The organism is Chloroflexota bacterium, from assembly GCA_038040195.1.
Classification (GTDB): Bacteria; Chloroflexota; Limnocylindria; order QHBO01; family QHBO01; genus DASTEQ01.
Genome location: JBBPIR010000009.1, coordinates 1 through 18,408 on the forward strand (window position 1 = coordinate 1; position 18,408 = coordinate 18,408).

The following is an 18,408-nucleotide window of genomic DNA, read 5'->3' on the forward strand; positions in this document are numbered from 1 at the left end:
CTGGTACCGAGGGAGGGACTTGAACCCACACGACCGTAATGGTCACTAGGTCCTGAACCTAGCGCGTCTACCAATTCCGCCACCTCGGCACCGCGGCGCCGGCGACCCCGGCGATGCCGCGCGATTCTAGCACCGGGCCTCGGGCGGGCCCGGACCCGGGTCAGAGCGTCTGGAGGTAGAGGCTGAGGACGGAGAACACGACCCACAGGCCGGCCAGGACAATGGTCAGGCGGAACAGGGTCCGCTCGATCCCGCGTCGGCTCCGGTACGCGGTGACCTCGCCGCCGAAGGCGCCACCCACGCCGGCGCCGCGCTGCTGGAGCAGGATGGCGACGGTGAGGGCCACGGCCAGGATGGATTGGACGAGGGCCAGAGCGGTCACGGGCCGCGAAGTATAGAGCAGCTCATCCGGCTCCAGCCTCGGCCAGCAGGCTGCGCCCGGTCATGGTCGGCGGAGCGGGGATGCCGAGCATCACGCAGATCGTGGGCGCCACATCGGCCAGGGTGCCGTCGCGAAGGCGGGCGTGTCGCCACGGCTCCCCCACCAGGACCAACGGCACGTCGGCCGTGGTGTGCGCCGTGTGGGGCTGGCCGTCCGCGTCACGCATCCGTTCCACGTTGCCGTGGTCGGCGGTGATGACCAGCGCCCCGCCGGCGGCAAGCACGGCGGCCGTGACGCGGGCCAGGCAGGCATCGATAACCGCCAGAGCCGCGAGTGCGGCATCCCAGCGGCCGGTGTGCCCGACCATGTCGGGATTGGCGTAGTTCATGACGATGAACGCATAGTCGCCGCTCGCCACTGCGGCCTCGAGGCGCTCGGTGATCTCCTCCGCGCTCATTTCCGGCGCGAGGTCGTAGGTCGGCACGTCGCGCCGGGAGGGAACAAGGCTGCGGTCCTCACCCGGGAACGGATCCTCGACCCCGCCGTTGAAGAAGTAGGTGACGTGCGCGTACTTCTCCGTCTCGGCCAGGTGCAGCTGCCGGAGCCCGAGCCGCGACAGATGGGCGCTCAGGGTGTCGACCACATGCGGCGGGAACGCCACCTGCACCGGGAGCTCATCGGGGGCCTGGTACTGGGTCAGGGTCGTGATCGACACCTCCTTGGGCATCGGCCCGCGGTCGAAAGCGGAGAAGTCGGGAAGCGCCAGCGCCTGGGTGAGCTGGCGAGCCCGATCGGCACGGAAGTTCAGGTGGACGACCGCATCTCCGTTGCCCAAGCGTGCGCCGGGCAGGACGATGGTCGGTTCGATGAACTCATCCCCGACGTCCGCCGCATGGGCCGAGGCGACAGCCGTCGGCCCGTCGCTGGCCGTCGGTCCACTGCCGTCGACGATGGCGTCGTAGGCGCGTTTCGTTCGATCCCACCGCGCGTCGCGGTCCATGGCCCAGAACCGACCGGAGACGGTGGCCAGCGTCGCCCGTCCCGCCAGCCGCTGGAGAAGCGCCGGGAGCAGGGCAGCCGCCGAGCGCGGTGGCGTGTCGCGCCCATCGGTGAAGGCATGCAGCAGCACCTGGTGAGAACCCAGCCCGGACCGATGCGCGAGCTCGGCCATGGCGACCAGGTGATCGTCCAACGCATGGATGCCGCCAGGACCGATGAGCCCAAGCAGGTGGAGTCGGGCTCCATGCTCGGCCGCGTGCCGGCAGGCGGCAACCAGGGCCGGGTTCTCGTCGAACGAACCGTCGGCGATGGCCCGGTTGATGCGCGGCAGGTCCTGGAGGACGGGGAAGCCGGCCCCCAGGTTGATGTGGCCGACCTCACTGTTCCCCATCTGCCCGGCCGGGAGGCCAACGGCCTCGCCGGCCGCCGCCAGCTGGCAATGGGGCCACTCGGCCAGGAGCCGCCGCCAGCTCGGCATCGGCGCCGCCGCCACCGCGTCGACGGAAGGGTCGTCACCGATGCCGAACCCGTCGAGGACGCACAGGACGACCGGACGGACCGCCGCCTCCACGACTCGAGCGTGGTCCTCAGCCCGCCGCCCGGACGATGGAGGCGAAGCCGGCCGGGTCCAGCGATGCGCCGCCAACCAGGGCCCCGTCCACGTCGGGCTGCGAGAAATACGCCTCGGCCATCCCCGGCGCGACGCTGCCTCCGTACAGGATGCGGACGGTATCGGCTGCCTCCGGATCCGCCGCGCGAAGGAGCCCCCGGATCAGCGCGGCGGCGGCTTGCGCATCGGCTGCGGAGGCCGCATCGCCGGTGCCGATGGCCCACACCGGCTCGTAGGCGACGACGAGGCCACTCCCCGCCAGCCGGTCGAGTCGGGAGATGGCGGCGCGGAGTTGGCGCTCGATCACCTGCTCGGTCGCGCCCTGACTTCGCTCCTCCAGGCTTTCGCCGATGGCCGCGATCGGGACCAGCCGGTGCTCCACCGCGCTGGCCACCTTGGCTGCCACGGCCTCGTCCGTCTCGCCGGCATAGCGGCGGCGCTCGGAGTGGCCGATGATGACGTAGCCGGCCACGCCGGCCAGCATGAGCGGAGAGATCTCACCGGTGAACGCGCCGGACTCCTCGGCATGCATGGTCTGGGCGCCGACCCCGACCGATGTCCCGCGCAACGCGGCCGCCACCTCGAGCAGCCAGATGGCCGGCGGGCAGACCACGACCTCGGCCCGGGCCCCGGACGTTGCCTTCGCCACGGCCTCCGCCAGGGCAACCGCTGCCTGGCGGTCTGACGGGTGCATCTTCCAGTTGCCGGCCACCAGGGGCCGCCGCCCCTGGGCCGTCACCGGTTCCGCCGGCCCGGCCGGCGTCGCGCCTCGCCTCCTGCCTCCGCCGCCAGCTGCTCCAGGCGGCGGAGACGATGGTGGACCGCCGAGCGCCCGAGCTGCAGGCCCCCGGCCAGCGCCTCGAGATCGGCCTCGGGATGCGTGCGTCGCGCGTCGGCGACGGCGCGCAGGCCGGGCGTCAGCTGGTCCAGCCGCCCCGCCGCCTCCAGCCGCTCGATGGCGCGGACCTGGCGTTCGGCGGCGTGCACCGTCCGGTTGACGTTGGCCGCCTCCGCGTTCAGCAGCCGGTTGAGCCGGTTCTGGACGTCACGGCCCACCTGCTCCACCTCGAAGTCGAGCAGGGCGCCGTGGGCGCCGGTCAGCTGGAGCAGCGTCGCGATCTCGTCCCGTCCCTTCAGGTACACCACCGCTCGGCCGCGCCGCTCGTACTCCGCGACGCGGATCCCGCTGGTCGTCAGCCGTCGGCGCAGGCGGCGAGACCGAGTGCGGTCCCGGAACACGAACTCGACGTGCGGACCGGTCGCGGAGAACGACAGCGACGCGCTGCCCAGGACGACGCCCCGCAGGAACGCGCGCCGGTCGCAGGCTGCCGCCGCTGCCCAGCGCCACTCCCCGCCGCGCCGCGGCGCCGCAACCGCCAGGTGGTGGCGCGTCCCCGACCCTCGATCAATCCGGCTCGGGATGGCGCGGCCCGCGGTCAGGCGCATTGCCGCCCGGGCGGTGGACGGATCCAGGGTCCGGATGGCGTCGCCGTCCTGAAAGCGGAGCCCCTCCAGCTCGGCCCGGCGGCAGCAGGCCCGGGCGGGCTCAATCCGGGCCAGCTCGCCCTTCACGTCTCGTGCGAGCCGCATCGGACGTCAGCTGGCGTTGGCTATCGGTCGCCGGAAGCGCTGTCGCTGGCGGGCGGGGCGGTCCTCCTGGAGCAGGCGGAGGAGGATCGCCGCGAGCTTGTCGGGGTCGTGGTGGTGCGCGTTCTGGTCGTCGATGAGGTCGTCCTCGACGACGACCACCGGGAGCTCCTCCAGCTGGCGGATGTCGAGCTGGACCGGTTCTCCCAGCCAGCCCGCCGGGCGGCGGGCGGATCGGTTCCGGTTCAAGAGCACGATGTCCACGAGCTGGTCGCCGACGTGGTCGAACAGCGTCGTCAAGTGCTGCGAGGCGGTGAAGCCGCTCGTCTCGCCGGGCTGGGTGGCGACGTTGCACACGTACACCCGGAGCCCCTCGGCGGCGGACAGCGCGTCGTGGATGTCACTGATCAGCAGGTTGGGCATCACGCTCGAGTACAGGCTGCCGGGCCCGATGACGATCAGGTCGGCCTCCAGGATGCGCTCCAGCGCTTCCGGGGTGGCCCGGACGTCCGGCGGGTCGATCTGGACCCGGGCGATGGGCTCGGTTGCGCGGCTGACCGCAGCCTGCCCGCTGATGAACCGGCCCGACGCCAGGCGCGCGGTCAGGTTGAGCGGGACGCTGGTGGCGGGCAGGACCTGGCCGCGCACGGCGAGCACCCGGTTCGACTCGCGGACGGCCTCGTCGAAATCGCCGGTCACGGCGGTCATGGCGGCGATGAACAGGTTCCCGAAGGCGTGGTCGTCGAGGCCCGACCCGGGGGGAAACCGGTACTGCATGAGCTGGGTCATGAGCGGCTCGGCATCGGCCAGGGCGGCAATGCAGTTCCGGATGTCGCCGGGCGGTACGATTCCCAGCTGCTGCCGCAGCCGGCCGCTGCTGCCACCGTCGTCCGCGACTCCCACCACGGCGGTGATGTTGGCCGAGTAGGCCTTGAGCCCGCGGAGCAGGGTCGACAGGCCGGTTCCCCCGCCGAGCGCCACGATCCGAGGGCCGCGGGCCAGGTAGCGCTTCGTGTACAGCACCTCCATCACCGAGTCGCCTCGGGTCACGAACGGCGAGATGACACTGTGCATGAGCTTCCACATGCCGAACCCGGTCAGCGCCACCCCGATGGCCAGCACGATGGCTGCCCGGATCGGCCGTTCGAGCTCGGCCCCCGCCAGAATTGCGAGCCCGGGGAAATCGATGATGAAGCGGCGATAGGCCTCGATCAGCAGGATGGCCGCGCCAAGGGCCAGGATGGTCAGGCCCAGCAGAGTGGCTCCCATCCAGCGCTTGATGTGCATGCCGGGATACAGCCAGCGGGGCAGGCGGGGCGTCCTCATCGACGCAGCTCCCGATGCATGACCGATACCGATGCGCCCTCCAGCTCGCCCAGCCGGCCGGCCAGCTCCTCGGCCAGCGCGATGGAGCGGTGATAGCCCCCGGTGCAGCCCAGCGCCACGGTCAGCCGCTCACGGCCGGCCGCCCGATAGGCGGGCACGGTCAGCTCAAGCAACTGAACGACGAGGTCGAGGAAGCGTTCAGCCTGCGGCTGCTCGAGGACGAATCGCCGGACCGGCGCCGACAGCCCGGACAGTGGCTGCAGGTCGGGCACCCAGAACGGGTTGGTCAGGAATCGAACGTCGAACACGAGGTCCGCCTTGTGCGGAAGCCCGAACTTGAAGCCGAAGGTCACGATCTCAACGGCGAGCTGTTCGGCGGGCGTGGGAGCCGGGCGGTCGGCCTGGGCCGGGGCCGCGGGCGCGCTCGTCGAGCGCCGCGGCCGAGAGCGCCGCGTCGGGCGATCTGCGGGAGCCACCGGGGTCCGCCTGGACGACACCGTTCCGAGTATAGCCGTCACTCGCGCGAATCCCGCCGTGGCGCGGGCCTCAGGCCGGCCAGCAGTCCCTCGATCGTGGCCGCGGCGGAGGCCCGCAGCGCGTCCTGGTCGTAGCCGCCCTCAAGGGTCAGGGCCACGCCCCGCAGGCCCATCCGACGAGCGAGCTTGCCAACTTCGAGGCCCACGGCCCGGAATCCTTTGCTGGTCACCATCAGGCCGGCCAGGGGGTCGTCGAGATGAGCGTCGAACCCGGCCGACACGAGGATGGCCGCCGGCGCGAAGGCCTCTACCGCCGGCAGGATCGTCTCGCTCCAACTTGCCACGAAGACCTCGTCGCCGCTCCCCGCGGGGAGCGGCACGTTCAGCAGCGTCTCGGTCCGTTCCGACGCCGATCCGGTGCCCGGGTACCACGGGAACTGGTGGGTGGACGCATAGAAGACGTTCGGATCGGCCTCGACGATGGCCTGCGTTCCGTCGCCGTGGTGAACGTCCCAGTCGAGGATGGCGACCCGGCGGGCCGCGCCCGAGGCCCCCACCGCGGCAGCCGCGACCGCAACGTTGTTGAGCACGCAGAACCCCTTGCCCCGGTCGCGATGGGCGTGGTGGCCCGGCGGTCTGACGGCGGCAAACGCCACATCCGCATCGCCGGCCACGACGGCCTCGGCCGCGGCAATGGCCAGTCCGGCGGCGAGCCAGGCGGCGGTGGGAGTCGCCTCCACCAGGTACGTGTCGGGGTCGGGCCAGCCCCCACCCGTGGCCGCGCGCGCCACGAGCCACTCCAGGTACCCCGCGTCGTGAACACGCATCAGCGTGTCAAGGGTGGCTGGCGCCGCGGACCGCTGAACCAGCCGCGCACTCGCCGCCTGCGTCCCGTCTGCCACCCCCGCCACGACGGCCTCGACGCGCTCCGGCCGCTCGGGGTGGCCCGGCCAGGCGTGGTCCGCCATGCCCGGATCGGTCAGGATCAGGACAACCGGCTCATCGGTCGACATCGGTGCCGGAAGCGCCCGGGGTGCCGGAAGCGCCCGGGGTGCCAGAAGGGCCGGAGTTGCGCTGGAGGGCGCGCACCACGAGCAGGGTCACCTCGAACAGGCCGTACATGAACAGCGCAAGGATGACCATCGAGAACGGGTCGCCACCGGGGGTGGCCACGGCCGACACGATGGCAATCAGGAGGATCACCCAGCGTCGTCGAGAGGCGAGCCAGGCCGGGGTCACGATCCCCAGCCGGGAGAGGACGATCAGAACGATTGGGAACTGGAGCATGAGCCCGAAGACGAGCATCAACGTGGTGACGAACCCGATGTATTCGTCGATCGTGAGCAGGGGCTCAATTCCGTCCCCGGCGAAGCTGAGAAGGAATACCAGCGCGTACGGGATGACCGCGAAGCCGATCGCCACGCCCAGCCCGAACAGGAGCAGGCCAGTCACGAGGAACGGCCACAGCATGCGACGCTCGCCGAGCAGCAGGCCGGGGGTCACGAAGCGCCAGATCTCGTACAGGATGACGGGCATGGCCAGCCCAACCCCGATGAAGCCGGCGACCTTCAGCCGAGCCACGAACGCGCCGGCGGGGCTCGTGAAGTAGATCGTGTCGAACTCGTCAGGCAACGGTCCGCGCAGGATTTGCAGCGCGGGGCCCGAGAGCACGAAGCCCACCACGGCCGCGATCGCGATGGCGGCGATGACCACCATCAACCGGCGGCGCAACTCCTCCAGGTGCTCGACCATGGTCATGGTCGGGCCTTCGCGGCTCACCCGCTCACCGGGAAGCTCGCGGGCGGGCGGTCAGGTCTTCGGCGTGGTGTCGGACGACTTCGGCTCGCCGCGAATCGATTCCTCGATCTCGGTCGAGGCCTTGCGAAACTCGCGAATGCCACGTCCGATGGCGTTGCCGATGTCTGGCAGCCGACCGGGCCCGAACAGGATGAGCACGATCACCAGGACGATGATGAGCTCGGGGGCTCCGATAGTTGGCATCTTGCGGCCGACTCTCCTCAGCTGGTGGCGCCGAGTGTAGCACCGGCCCCGCGCATTTCGTCCAGCCAGCCCAGGGCTGCCTCGCCGGCCGCGCGCTGCCAGTCGGGCCCTCGCGCGCGTTCGGCAATGGCCCGCGACAGGTTGATCAGGCCCGGCGCCCGGGTCCCGTGGCAGCAGGCGAGGGCGGTCACCAGTTCGCCGCCCTGTGCGCCCACGCCCGGCACCAGGAACGCGGGCCCCGGGACCTCCTCGCGGAGGCGGCGCAGCTCGCCCGGCGCGGTGGCACCGACCACCAGCCCGACCCGGCCGTCCGGCCATCGCTCGGCCGCCCAGCGCGCCACGACCGTCGCCAGCGGACGGCCTTCGACCGCGAGATCCTGGAGCCGCCCTGCGCTCGGGTTGGACGTGCGGACGAGCAGGTACACGAGCCGCCCAGGGAATGCCAGGAACGGCTCGATGGCGTCCTCGCCGAGGTAGGGCTGCACGGTCACCCCGTCGGCGGCCAGGCGACCCAGCAGCGCCTCCGCGTAGCGCTCGGCGGATGGACCGATGTCGCCGCGCTTGGCGTCGATGATGACCAGCGGCCCAGGTGGCACCGCGGCGCGGACCCGCTCCAGGGCCGCCCACCCCGCCGATCCGAATGCCTCGAAGTAGGCCGTGTTGAGCTTCACCGCCGCCGCCGACTCCGCCGCCGCCTCGACCAGACCGCGGGCGAAGGCCTCGATGCCGCGGACGTCTGGGGGCAAGCTCTCCGGCAGGGCCTCGGGGCGCGGATCGATGCCCAGGCACAGCGGCGCCCCGAGCGCCGCGACGCGCTCGCGCAGACGCTCCAGCGGCGGCCGGGAATCGCTCACCCGACGGTCACCATCCGCTCCGCTCCACGTCCGAGCGTCCGCCGGCCCGCCAACGGCGACGCGTCGGCGGTGGCGTAGTCGAGCACGCGCAGCTGGAGTCGCGGCTCCCCCTGGAACGTGCGCTCCTCGAGGGTTGCCACGACGTCGATGGCCGCCCCGGCCGGCGGGGTCTCCCGCTCCGCGCCGACGCTGAAGGCGATGCCGTCGATCGTCTCGGCCCCGCGCCGGAGGCGGATTGACAGGTGGTCGGCGCCCGCCCCAACTCGTCGGGCGTCGCCCACCGTCAGGCCCGTCACCGCCAACATCGGCTGCTCGTGGCCCGGTCCGTAGGGCGCCAACTGCGCCAGCTCGCGCAAGAGCGGCCACCCGACGTGGCGCGCGGTCAGGACCAGGTCCACGCTGAGCTGCCCGGCGCGGGCGACGACCTCGGTGGCGTCGGGCGGGAAGGGCCGGGGCAGGGCGCCAAACGCGTCGGCGAAGGCGTCCCACGCCTCGGGGAGGGCGCTGAACCCCCCAGCCGCCGCGTGCCCGCCCCGCTTGGTCAGGTACGCTCCACAGGCCTCCAGCCCGAGGGTCACGTGGAAGTCCGGCGTGGCCCGAACCGACCCCCGGATCTCCGACTCCAGCAGCGCGGCGGCGGCCACCGGTCGCGCCAGCTCATCGGCCAGGCGGCCCGCGACCAGGCCCAGCAGGCCCGGGGCCCAATCGTCGTGGCGGAGGGCGAGGGGGCCCACGCCCGGGGCCGCGGCGGCCAGCTGGCGGGCGGTGTCGATGGCGACGGTGGTCAGCTCGCGGCGGCGCAGATGGACCTCCTCCAGCTCGGCGAGCCGCGCCTGGGCGGCGTTCGGGTCTTCCTCGACCAGCAGGTCCAGCGCCAGCTCGGCATCCGCGATCCGCCCGGCCGCGTTCAGGCGCGGGACGATACCGAACCCCACGTCCCGGGCCGTCGGCGGCCCGGGGTCCTCGCGGGCCCGCGCCACCAGCCCGCTGAGGCCGGGGTGCCGGGTGGTCGCCAGCTCGGCCAGGCCCAGACGGACGATGGCGCGGCACTCCCCGGTCATGGGCGCCAGGTCGGCAATCGTCCCGATCGCGGCCAGGGCTGCCAGGTCGGGGGCCGCCAGGCCCTGCCGAGCCAGGAGGGCGGTGGCCAACCGGTACGCCAGCCCCGCACCGGTCAGGTCAGGGTTCGGGTAGGCGCAATCAGACCGATGCGGATCGACCACCGCTACCGCGGCCGGCAGCACCGCCGGCGGGATGTGATGGTCGGTGACCACGACGTCCATTCCCAGCTCCCGGGCAGCCTGGACCTCGACCCGGTTGCCGACCCCGCAGTCGCAGGTGACGACCAGGCGCACGCCCCGCTCGGCCAGGGAGCGGAGGCCGTCGATCGACAGCCCGTAGCCTTCCGCCAGGCGCGACGGGACGTATCGGACCGGCTCAACCCCCAGCCGGCGGAGGGCCAGGACCCAGATCGCGACCGCCGTCATCCCGTCGGCGTCGTAGTCCCCCCAGATCGCGATCGGCTCGCCATGCTGAACGGCCGCGTCGATCCGATCCAGCGCCGCCTGGGCATCGGTCATCAGCTCCAGGGGTGCCAGGTCGGCTGGTCCGGCGTTCAGGAAGCGGGCCAGGTCAGCATCGGTCCAGAACCCGCGTCGAGCCAGCAGGGTTGCCACCGGTGCACCGAACCCGGCGAGCAGCGGCGGATGCTCGAGCGGTGTCGGGAGCAGCCACGTGAACCGGGGTTGGATCATGTGCCGCCATGGTAGAGGCGGGCGGTGGCGGGCGACTTACCGGGTCGGCGCGCGGCGTGCCTTCCGGCGAGCGGCCCACTCGTCCCACGCCACCAGGATCTGGCTGGCGTTGAAGATCGACGAGTACGTCCCGCTGATGATCCCGATCAGGAGCGCCAATGTGAAGGTCTGGATCGTGACCGGCCCCAGGAGGAGCAGGGCGCTGAGGGTCACGACCACCGTCAGCGAGGTGTTGATCGAGCGGCCGATGGTCTGCAGGATCGAGTGGTTCACGATCGCCCCGAACGGCTCGCCGGCGTGGCGCAGCCGGTTCTCACGGATCCGGTCGAACACGACGATCGTGTCGTGAACCGAGAAGCCGACCACGGTCAGGATCGCGGTCACGAACAGGGCGTCGAACTCCACACCGAAGAAATAGCCCAGGACCGCGAAGGCACCGACCACGACTACGACGTCGTGCAGGAGCGCGACGATGGCCGCGGTCCCGAACCGGAAGCCGAAGCGGTACCACAGGTAGAGGAGGATGAACAGCTCACCGACGGCGATGATGATGATCGAGCTCCGGATGAGCTCGGTCCCGATGATCGGCCCCACGGTGTCCAGGGACCGGGTCTCCGATGCCCCGAACCGGTCCTCGAGCGCCGCCGCGAGCTCCTCGATGGGCGTGCCCTCGACGGTCGGCGGTGGGGCGGGGGTCGGGGCCGGAGTGGGGGTCGGACTGGGTGTCGGCGATGGCGTCGGGGCCGGAGTGGGAGTCGGACTGGGTGTCGGCGACCCTCCCGGGCTGCCGCTCGCTGCCGGCTCGGTGGTGGCCGAAGGAGCCGCACTTGCCGATGGAGCCGCGCTCGCCGAGGCCGATGCTGCCGGGCTGGCAGACGCGGACGGCAGTGGAGTCGGGACCCCACCCACGACCGGGAACTCGACCGGGCTCAGCCGGATCTCCAGGTAGCCGCTGTCGACCGCCTTGACCGTGGCCTCGGTGTGCCCGAGCTCGATCAGCGCCGCCTGCACAGTCTCCGGAGTGGGATCGTCCGCGAATCGGACCTGCCAGACCGTGCCGCCCGTGAAATCGATGGATGGCTTCAGGCCACCCAGGGCGATGAATATGAGACCGGGGATCGTGATCAGCGCGCTGAAGAGGAAGTACCAGCGGCGCTTGCCCACGATGTCGTACATCGGTCAGCGCTCCACGTGGTAGTACTCGATCCGCCGCCCGCGCTCGGTGTGGATCATCAACCGAAGGAGCGTGCGGGTCACCACCACGGCGCTGAACATTGAGACCAGCACGCCGATGCCCAGAACCAGCGCGAAGCCGCGGATCACGCTGGTCCCCTGCCAGAACAGCCACGTCGCGATCAGGAGCGAGCTGACGTTGGAATCCAGGATGCTCGACCAGGCACGGTTGAAGCCGGCCTCGATGGCCGGGCCGAGGGTCTTGCCGGCCCGGATCTCCTCCTTCATCCGTTCGAAGATGAGGATGTTGGCGTCGACCGCCATGCCGATGCTCAGGATGAACGCGGCCACGCCGGCCAGGGTCAGGGTGACCGGGACGAGGCGGAAGACGGCGTACACCACCAACGTGTAGAACAGAAGAGCCAGCGACGCCAGGAGGCCGGGCAGGCGGTAGTTGGCGATCATGAAGAACAGGACCAGGGCCAGGCCCACCGCCCCCGCCACCAGCGCCTGGTCGAGGAAGTCACGGCCCAGGGTGGGCTGGATGGCGGTCACCTCCTGGACGCGCAGGGAGACGGGCAGGGCGCCGAAGCGAAGCTGGTTGTACAGGGTGGTCTGCTCGACCGCGGCCTGTGCGCCGGTGCCGACGGTGATGATCGTGCGCCCACCGCAGATGGCGGCTTGGATGGTTGGGACCGTGATCACCTCGCCGTCGAGGGCGATGGGTCCCGGCAGCTGCTGGTGGGTGCGGGTGTACTCGCACCAGATGTCCTGCGCCGAGGGTCGGCCGTCCTTGGGCTCCGTGCTGAGCTCGAAGCTGACGCCCAGCTGACCGCCCTGGCTGGTGTCCGGCACCACGCTCCCCTGCTGGATCTCACCACCGTCGAAGAGCACGTTGACCGTCCCGGCGTTGACCAGCTCGACGACGTTCTGACCCGCCTCCAGGGGCGTCCCGGCAGGGTCGATGAACTGGAGCTGGCCGGTGGAACCGACCAGTTCGAGGACCTGGTTGCGGTCGCTCACGCCCGGGACCTCGACCACGATCCGCTGCTGCCCGTTGGCGCCGACTTCGGTCCGAACCTGGGGTTCGGTCACCCCCAGCCCGGCCACGCGACGCTCGATGATGGCGCGCGCGAACTCGACCCGCTCAGGGGTCGGTGGCTCGTCGCCCTCCAGGGCCTGGACTTCGAGGGTGACGCCGATCCCGCCCTGCAGGTCGAGGCCCAGCACGGTCCGGATGCTGTCCGGCAGCGGCAGGAAGGTCATCCCGGTCGTCTTGCGCGGGATGTCGATGTAGAGGGCCAGCAGCGTGATCGCCAGGATCACCCATGGGGCCATGCGGCGCCAGGTCATGCTCGGCGGGGAGTCCCTCCAGCCCTCGGACAACAAACGCGCCGCCATGCGGCGGCCGGGCCAGAGTATAGGTGCGCCCCTCGGACCGGGCAAGAAACGGTCAGGCCAGGCGACCCTCGCGGGCCAGCGCACTCTTCAGGCGCTCGGCCAGAACGCGGCTCATGAGCGGGGCGTCCGCGATTTCGTCCACCGACGCGTCGCGCAACGCCCGCACGCTGCCGAAGCGCCGGATCAGGGACGCCCGCCGGGCTGGACCGATGCCCGGAACGTCGTCGAAGACACTGCCCAGCGCGCGACGGCCGCGGACCTGGCGGTGGTAGGTGATGGCGAACCGATGCGCCTCGTCGCGGATGCGCTGGACCAGGTACAGGGCCGGGGCCGTGGCGGGCAGCACGATCGGCGCGGACCGCCCGGGAACGTACAGCTCCTCGAAGCGCTTCGCGAGGCCCGCCAGCGGGATCTCATTGAGGCCCAGGCCACGCACGACCCGGGTGGCGGCCGAGAGCTGCCCCTTCCCGCCATCGACGATGACCAGATCCGGGAGGGCCCACTCACCGGGCTCCGCGGTGTCGTCCTCGGCGCCGACCGCGGACAGCTCCAGGGCGCCGGTCTCACGGCGCAGGCGAGCGGCGCGCCCGAACCGCCGCTCGAGGACCTCGGCCATCATCCGGAAGTCGTCAGGCGTCTCGCCGCTCCGGATCCGGAACCGGCGGTACTGCTTGGGATCGGGTGCCCCATCGGTGAAGACCACCATGCTTCCCACCGCGCTGGTGCCCTGGATGTTGCTCATGTCGTAGCACTCGATGCGCCGCGGCGGCTTGGACAGGCCGAGCGCGGCCGTGAGGCCGGCCAGGGCCTCGGCCCGGGCCCCCTGATCCGCCAGCCATTCCGCTCGGTCCTTGGCCAGGGCTTCGGATGCGTTTTCCGAAGCGAGGGCAACCAGGCGGCGCTTGGGCCCGCGTTCCGGGACGTGGAGCCGGACCCCGCTGCCCCGCCGCTCGCGCAGAAACACCGCCAGGCCCGGCATGTCGGCCGGCGCCATCGGCAGCAGGATGGAGCGCGGCGGCCGCTCCGTGGCCGCGTAGTACTGCTGCACGAACGAAGCCAGCACCTCGTCGCTACCGACGTCGCCGGCGCCCTCCACGATGAAATGCTCGCGGCCGATCATCTTCCCGTTGCGGATGACGAAGACCTGGAGGCAGGCCTCGGTGCCATCCCGCGCCAGGCCGATGACGTCGTGCTCCGCGCGGCTGAAGGCGGCGACCTTCTGCTGCTCGATGGTCCACTCCACCGCCTTGAGCTTGTCGCGCGCCACGGCGGCCGCCTCGTATCGGAGCGCCTCGGCATGGCCGTCCATCTCGCGCCGCAGGTCGTCCGCGATGCCCTCCTGGCGGCCCTCGAGGAAGTCCACCACGCGATCGATGGTGGCCCGGTAGGGCGCCGGCTCCACGGCTCCGATGCACGGGCCCTGGCAGCGCTTGATGTGGTACAGCAGGCACGGCCGCTCGAGCACCCGCTTCCCGGCCGGGATGTCCAGGTCACAGGTGCGGAACGGGAAGATCTTGCTCAGCAGGCGGAGCGTCTCGTCGACGGAGGACGCGGAGGCGTAGGGCCCGAAATAACGGCTTCCGTCGCGTACGAGCTTGCGGGTGCGGACGATGCGTGGGTAGTCATCGCCCAGCGTGATGCGGACGAACGGGTAGCTCTTGTCGTCGCGCAGCCGGATGTTCCACCGCGGCCGGTGCTCCTTGATGAGGTTGCCCTCGAGGAGGTACGCCTCGCCGATGGTGTCGGTGACGATGTACTCGATGTCGGCCGTGTCGGCCACCAGGCGCGCGTGCCGCGCCTCCTCCTGGCCGCTGGCGCCGAAGTGATTCCGGACCCGGCTCCGGAGGGAGTTCGCCTTGCCCACGTACAGGACGCGCCGGTCCGCCGCCCGGAACAGGTACACGCCCGGGGCGCTGGGGAGCTGTCGGAGGATGGCACGCAGGTGGGCCGACTGCGGCCGGAGAGTGGCCACCGCCCGATTCTAGGCGGGCGACGCGTAGACCGGGTTCAGGGGCTGCCAGTCGAGCTCGGGCTGCCGGTCGAGATCGGCGTCGGCATCGGCTCGGCGAGCGCGGCCGCCAGATAGGCGTGGAGCGGCGTGTAGTCCGCCCCGTTGGCTCGACCGATCACGACCAGGGTGTAGCGGCCATCGGAGGTCGTGGTGGCCTCGAGGATGACACCCTCGGTCAGCGCGACGCGCCGGTCGGCCGACAGATGACCGCTCAGGAGCGCCAGGTCGATGGCCGACAGGTCGGTGGCCAGGTGGGTGGCCAACGCATCCATGAGCGCCAACCCGGGCCCGATCGACCCCGGCAACCCGTCACCCAGCCGGGCGCGCAGCGCGGCCAGGACGCGCTGCTGGCGTTCCGAGCGTGCGAAGTCGCCCGCCTCCTCGGGGACCGACGTGTATCGCGCCCGCGCGTAGGCCAGGGCCGAGGTGCCGTCCAGCTCGAGCGGTCCGGCCTCGAAGGTGCCGGCCTCGAAGAAGCCGTTGTCGTAGTTCTGCTCGTTGAGCGTGTAGGCGAAGGCGCGTGGGTTGTCGATCGTCACGCCGCCGACCGCGTCCACGACCGCGGCCAGCCCGTCAAAGTCGAGGGCGATCCAATGGTCGATCGTGAGCCCGGTCACGTGCTCCAGGACGTCGCTGGCCGCGCGCCCCGCCTCGTGCACGCCATCGATATCCCAGCCAGCCGAGAACGATTCGTTGATCTTGCCGTTCTCCGGGAAGAGCGGGTGGCCCTCCACCCACAGGTCGCGGGGAATGGCGATCAGCGTGGTCGCGCCGGTGGCCGGGTCGACGGACAGGATGTTGATCGAGTCCGCCAGGTACTGACCCCCATACCCTTCGCGGCCGGCGTAGCCGAGGAACGCGACATTCACCGCCTGGCTCCCGCTCAGCGGGCCCAGCAGGGACGAGGAGAGACTTGGGGCGCTGCTCACCGCCCGGTTGAACGCGTCGACGCGCTGCCAGAGCAGCACGGCGCCCAGGACCACGCCACCGATCACCAGCAGGAGGCCCGACAGGAGGACCCGTCGGACCGGCACCGCGCCGGCCGCCGGTTCGGCCGCCCGACGGGCGTCCGCCCGCACGGACGCGTCGCGAGCCACGGCCAGCTCCTCGCGCCACTGGCCCGTGTCGACACCGCGCTTCCGCAGGCGTTCCTCGCGGGCCACGGCCGCATGCAGGCGTCGGGTGCGGGCCGATGGGCGGGCGTGGTCGCGCCCTGCGCGGCGGAACATCAGCGGCGGGTCAAGTCCGGCGGGATCTCCTGCAATCGAGCGCCGGAAGGATAGCGGCTCGGCATCCGCCGCTAGATGCCCGCCGCGTCGCTCCCCCAACGCTCGCCGATTACCGCCTCGGCGGCGTGCAGGCTCTGCCGGTCGCCGGTCACCGCCGCAAGGAAGGCATCGCGCTCGAGCGTGTATGCGACCAGGTCGCCCGAGGCGGTTACGCTGGCCGTGCGCGGCACGTCGCGGAGCAGCGCGATCTCCCCGTATGAGTCACCGGCCAGCATGCGTCGCACCAGGCGGCCATCAACGGACACCTCGGCGGCGCCCTCCGCCACGATATAGAACCGATCTCCAACCTCACCCTGGCGAATCACCTCCGCGCCATCGCGGAATCGCATCGCTGTCAGGTCGCTCGCCACCTGCTCGAGCACCGTCAGCGGCAGCATTCGCAGCATGGGAACGCCACTCAGCAACGCCAGTTCGCGCGCCGGGATGATGGCGTGGGCGTCGGTCGCCGAGACGCGAGGCCAGGAGACGAGCGCCAAAACGGGCAGCATCAGTCCGGTTGCGATGAGGGCGCCCTGCACGCCCAGGAGCGCGACGAGGGGCGGCGCCAGCGCAGCACCCACCCCCACGGTCAGCATCACGATTGCCTCCAGCATGCCGAAGACGCGCCCGCGCACGGCGTTTGGCACGCTGCGCTGGATCAGGCTGAAGCCCGCGATATCGAGCACCGCGTTGCCGGCGCCCACCAACGCAAGGCTGAGCAATGCGACACCGGCCAACGGCACAAGGCCCACGAGCAGGATCGGTCCACCCCACAAGACCAGCCCCAGGAAGAACGGCGGCGCGAGCCGGGCTCGACCAACCAGCACCACCGCGGTGAGGGCACCCATCAGTCCACCCGCACCGATTGCCGCGTTCAGATAGCCGACGCCCTCCGTGCCAAGCCCCAGCAGCTCGACCGACGCGACCACCAGAAGGACGCTCAGGATTCCGCGTACCAGGGTCTGCGCTCCGAACAGGCTCAGCAGCAGCGCAGCGTGTGGATAGGCGGCCAGGGCTCTCACCCCGCCCAGCAGCATGCTCAGCGTCCCCACCCGCTCCGCCACCCGCCGGATCTGCTGCCCCGGTCGTATCCCGATCACGATGCCTGCAGCCACCGCGAACGCGACCGCCGGGGCAGCAAAGGTGAGCGCCGCCTGGTCGGTCGCCACCAGCAGGCCGCCAATCACGGGACCAGCCAGAATGCCGATCGCCTCCAGGGTGCTCGACGCGACGTTGGCGGCGACCAGCTCTTCCGGCGAGCGCGCCAACGACGGCATGAGCGCCATGTGCGTGGGCCGATGCAGGACCGCCAGCAGGGCATCGAGTGGGGCGATCACGTACACCACGAGCGGTGACAAATCGGCTGCCACGCTGAGAGCCGCCAGCCCGATGAGGACCGCCCGTCCGCTGTGCACCCCGAGCAGCACCCGATGCCGAGGCAGCCGATCGGTGAGGGAGCTGATTGCCGGCGCCAGCAATGCCGCGGGCAGGGTTCGCGCCAGGCCTACAAGGCCCACCGCCGCGATCCCGCCCGCCTCGAACGCGAAGACGAAGAGCGCCACCAGCCAGGCCCACTCGGCCGCCCAGCCGGTCATCCAGCCGAGTTCGGCGCGGCGGATATCCGGGTTCGCAAAGGCCCGTCGCAGCGCAGACACGGCGACGGTGAGGCTGTGCATCATCCGGCGCCCGATGCTACGCCTCTACATTGGCGGTAAGCCGTCGACGTCACCCTTCGCCCATGGGAATGACCACCTCCGCCGGTACGTTGCCAGGGAGCACGCCGGCCAACCGCAAACGCCGCCAACCCGGGAGTTGGTTGGAGGAAGGGGTTAGGGGGGCGGTGCGATTCGGATGGAGTCGAGGATCTGCTGGAGCTCGGCCTCAACGGCAGCATCAGGCTGCGCGGGCTCGCGTGCGTGGGTCACGATCCGGACGCCATCCACATCCAGGATCTGCACGCGAAGCGTCTCGCCGGTCGCGAGACCGGCCGTGTCATCGGCTCCGCTCCAGGGGATGACTTCGGGACAGTCCTCCGCGAGGTCGAGCGCGGTTAGCTCGATCTCCTTTCCTCGGAATGCGCCGACGGTGACGTCTACTGGATCGGTCGCCCGGAATCCGGGCTGGCTCGAAAGCGCGCCGACAAGATCATCGACCGACGGTCCGATCGCTGGCTCGAGCCCGCCGGCGGCGGGATCGCAGGGGTCGACGTAGAGGTTGTCGGCTGTCCAGAAGGCGAACGCGTAGGTGATTTCCGGGGGCGTGTACCACAGGACGGTGGCGACGTCGGCCCTCGAGTACCCGACGTGCCATCCCGGTGGATCTCCGTCGGGAATGTCGAATGCGAGGTCTACCGGGAACTGGTCGAGCACATAGGTGCCCGGGTCGAGGATCGCCGTCGAACCGAGATCGCGAAGCGGGCGAACTAGTGCGGAGGGAGAGACAGTCGGCGGGGTACTCGCCGGCGTACATGCGGCCAGCAGTGAGGCCGACACCACCAGCAAGCCCACGTTCACCGCCTGCGGCGTCCAACTCATGGTCACACCTCCTTCGCTCTTCACGCAGGCCG

Annotated in this window: 17 protein-coding genes and 1 tRNA gene; all 18 read right to left on the minus strand. The window is 71.2% G+C overall.

The genetic code is table 11. The annotated features are described in order from the left end of the window. Position 1: 1 nt before the first annotated feature. Positions 2 to 89 (minus strand) — tRNA-Leu (locus tag AABM41_08745). 71 nt (positions 90 to 160) lie between these two features. Further along, positions 161 to 382 (minus strand): preprotein translocase subunit SecG, encoded by a 222-nt coding sequence (secG, locus tag AABM41_08750; protein ID MEK6192395.1) that lies wholly within the window; start codon positions 380 to 382, stop codon positions 161 to 163. A gap of 22 nt (positions 383 to 404) precedes the next feature. Next, the gene (gene gpmI / locus AABM41_08755; GenBank protein ID MEK6192396.1) at positions 405 to 1,952 is read right to left on the minus strand and encodes a 2,3-bisphosphoglycerate-independent phosphoglycerate mutase; all 1,548 of its coding nucleotides are present in this window, start codon (positions 1,950 to 1,952) and stop codon (positions 405 to 407) included. Positions 1,953 to 1,968: 16 nt separating this feature from the next. After that, a complete protein-coding gene (tpiA, locus tag AABM41_08760) occupies positions 1,969 to 2,730 on the minus strand; it encodes a triose-phosphate isomerase (protein MEK6192397.1) in 762 nt (253 codons plus the stop codon). Continuing rightward, complete coding sequence (gene whiA, locus AABM41_08765) at positions 2,727 to 3,581, minus strand: DNA-binding protein WhiA (GenBank protein ID MEK6192398.1); 855 nt, start codon at positions 3,579 to 3,581, stop codon at positions 2,727 to 2,729. Before whiA ends, tpiA begins: the two co-directional genes overlap by 4 nt. A 6-nt stretch (positions 3,582 to 3,587) precedes the next feature. Continuing rightward, on the minus strand, positions 3,588 to 4,904 hold the full coding sequence (locus AABM41_08770; protein ID MEK6192399.1) for a gluconeogenesis factor YvcK family protein: 1,317 nt from the start codon (positions 4,902 to 4,904) through the stop codon (positions 3,588 to 3,590). Then, the gene (locus AABM41_08775) at positions 4,901 to 5,401 is read right to left on the minus strand and encodes an RNase adapter RapZ (GenBank protein MEK6192400.1); all 501 of its coding nucleotides are present in this window, start codon (positions 5,399 to 5,401) and stop codon (positions 4,901 to 4,903) included. Before AABM41_08775 ends, AABM41_08770 begins: the two co-directional genes overlap by 4 nt. A gap of 17 nt (positions 5,402 to 5,418) precedes the next feature. After that, the gene (locus tag AABM41_08780; GenBank protein MEK6192401.1) at positions 5,419 to 6,393 is read right to left on the minus strand and encodes a histone deacetylase; all 975 of its coding nucleotides are present in this window, start codon (positions 6,391 to 6,393) and stop codon (positions 5,419 to 5,421) included. Continuing rightward, on the minus strand, positions 6,380 to 7,159 hold the full coding sequence (gene tatC, locus AABM41_08785) for a twin-arginine translocase subunit TatC (protein MEK6192402.1): 780 nt from the start codon (positions 7,157 to 7,159) through the stop codon (positions 6,380 to 6,382). Before tatC ends, AABM41_08780 begins: the two co-directional genes overlap by 14 nt. Before the next feature lie 30 nt (positions 7,160 to 7,189). Continuing rightward, entirely contained in the window at positions 7,190 to 7,381 is a 192-nt protein-coding gene (tatA, locus tag AABM41_08790) for a twin-arginine translocase TatA/TatE family subunit (protein MEK6192403.1), read from the minus strand. Between the two features lie 17 nt (positions 7,382 to 7,398). Further along, the gene (gene pyrF / locus AABM41_08795; protein ID MEK6192404.1) at positions 7,399 to 8,235 is read right to left on the minus strand and encodes an orotidine-5'-phosphate decarboxylase; all 837 of its coding nucleotides are present in this window, start codon (positions 8,233 to 8,235) and stop codon (positions 7,399 to 7,401) included. Continuing rightward, on the minus strand, positions 8,232 to 9,989 hold the full coding sequence (gene recJ, locus AABM41_08800; GenBank protein MEK6192405.1) for a single-stranded-DNA-specific exonuclease RecJ: 1,758 nt from the start codon (positions 9,987 to 9,989) through the stop codon (positions 8,232 to 8,234). Before recJ ends, pyrF begins: the two co-directional genes overlap by 4 nt. A 36-nt stretch (positions 9,990 to 10,025) precedes the next feature. Continuing rightward, entirely contained in the window at positions 10,026 to 11,165 is a 1,140-nt protein-coding gene (gene secF / locus AABM41_08805) for a protein translocase subunit SecF (GenBank protein MEK6192406.1), read from the minus strand. A gap of 3 nt (positions 11,166 to 11,168) precedes the next feature. After that, on the minus strand, positions 11,169 to 12,515 hold the full coding sequence (gene secD, locus AABM41_08810; protein MEK6192407.1) for a protein translocase subunit SecD: 1,347 nt from the start codon (positions 12,513 to 12,515) through the stop codon (positions 11,169 to 11,171). A gap of 100 nt (positions 12,516 to 12,615) precedes the next feature. Then, a complete protein-coding gene (gene uvrC / locus AABM41_08815; protein MEK6192408.1) occupies positions 12,616 to 14,535 on the minus strand; it encodes an excinuclease ABC subunit UvrC in 1,920 nt (639 codons plus the stop codon). 35 nt (positions 14,536 to 14,570) lie between these two features. Then, positions 14,571 to 15,803, minus strand: a complete 1,233-nt coding sequence (locus AABM41_08820; protein MEK6192409.1) for an LCP family protein — start codon at positions 15,801 to 15,803, stop codon at positions 14,571 to 14,573. 71 nt (positions 15,804 to 15,874) lie between these two features. After that, the gene (locus AABM41_08825; GenBank protein ID MEK6192410.1) at positions 15,875 to 17,521 is read right to left on the minus strand and encodes an MFS transporter; all 1,647 of its coding nucleotides are present in this window, start codon (positions 17,519 to 17,521) and stop codon (positions 15,875 to 15,877) included. Between the two features lie 150 nt (positions 17,522 to 17,671). Beyond that, complete coding sequence (locus AABM41_08830) at positions 17,672 to 18,376, minus strand: hypothetical protein (GenBank protein ID MEK6192411.1); 705 nt, start codon at positions 18,374 to 18,376, stop codon at positions 17,672 to 17,674. Positions 18,377 to 18,408: the final 32 nt, after the last annotated feature.